Source organism: Polaribacter sp. IC073 (assembly GCF_007997075.1).
In the GTDB taxonomy this organism is placed as follows: Bacteria; Bacteroidota; Bacteroidia; order Flavobacteriales; family Flavobacteriaceae; genus Polaribacter.
The window spans coordinates 1-1213 of record NZ_VORS01000030.1; the positions used below are offsets into that span (position 1 = coordinate 1).

General features: G+C 30.9%; 1 protein-coding gene. It reads right to left on the reverse strand.

Annotation, left to right across the window (positions count from 1 at the left end; genetic code table 11):
* Window positions 1–36: 36 nt before the first annotated feature.
* Entirely contained in the window at window positions 37–1008 is a 972-nt protein-coding gene (locus tag ES045_RS16195; protein WP_147117312.1) for an IS110 family transposase, read from the reverse strand.
* Window positions 1009–1213 lie beyond the last annotated feature (205 nt).

Sequence of the window (1213 nt, forward strand, 5' to 3'; positions counted from 1 at the left end):
AACAAAGTACTGTGGTAAAAAACAAGTAAAATTCACTTAATTTTTCACCAACACACTTCTGAAAGTATCGTCATATATTAACCCAGATTTGGCGATTGCAAATGCCTGTTTTAAAAGCTTATTACAAACTGCAATTAAAGCTAATTTTTTACTCTTTCCTTTAGCTACTATTCGATCATAAATTGCCTTGCAAGCTTTGTTGTATTTACAAGCATTAAAGCTGCACATAAATAGTAAATTTCTTAGCTTTTGATTTCCTATTTTACTAATTCTGGGGCGTCCATTAATACTACTGCCGCTTTGCCTAATTATAGGTGTTAATCCTGCATAACTACACAACTCACTTCCACTTTTAAAACGTTCAAATCCGTCCGTTAAAACGACTAACATTAGAGACGTTTTTGGTCCAATTCCTGGAATACTTTTTAAGTCCGATAAAACTTTTTGATGTACTTCTTTTACTAAAACCAACAATTTATCCTCTATCGTTTTAATCTCTTTTTGAACTTGGCGTAAACTTTTCTTTAAGGAAGTAACAACTAATTTACTTGGGTTCCCCAAAACAGCTTCTCCATGTAATTTATTTTTTAACATCGTGCTCTGTTTTGTATATACAGATAGCAATCTGGTCATTTGAAGACACTCTAATTGATGTTTTGACTGACCCTGCCAAAGCTTTAAATCTACTTGCTTGGCATAAGCACAAATTAGTTTAGAATCACTTTTATCTGTCTTTATTTTAGAGAGTTTCATCTGGATAAAACGTTTTACTGCTAAAGGGTTTTCTACAGATAAAGCAATACTATTTTCCTGTAAATAATACGCTAATTGATAATGATAATAACCAGTAGCTTCCATCACACAATGGCTATTAAAATTTAAGAGTTTAATGAATTTTTTAAATCCAATTAAACTGTTTTTAAACTGATAGTAATTACCATCTGAATCTGTTACATCAAATACTAAATGACTGATGTCAATTCCAAAATATTTTATATCTTTATTCATAAGAAAATGTTTTTTGAAAGGACAATCTACGCGAGTTTCAACGACTTAAAATCGAGGTCTAAATGCCTCATAGAACTGTACGAAATCTGTGTAGAAAAGAGAGGTGATTTTCAATGTTGACGAGATCTATAGTCTCTGCGTATAAAATAACCTTAATCCCCTCTTTTGTGCTTTCTAATTTATATTGTTTAAGTTAACATATTTA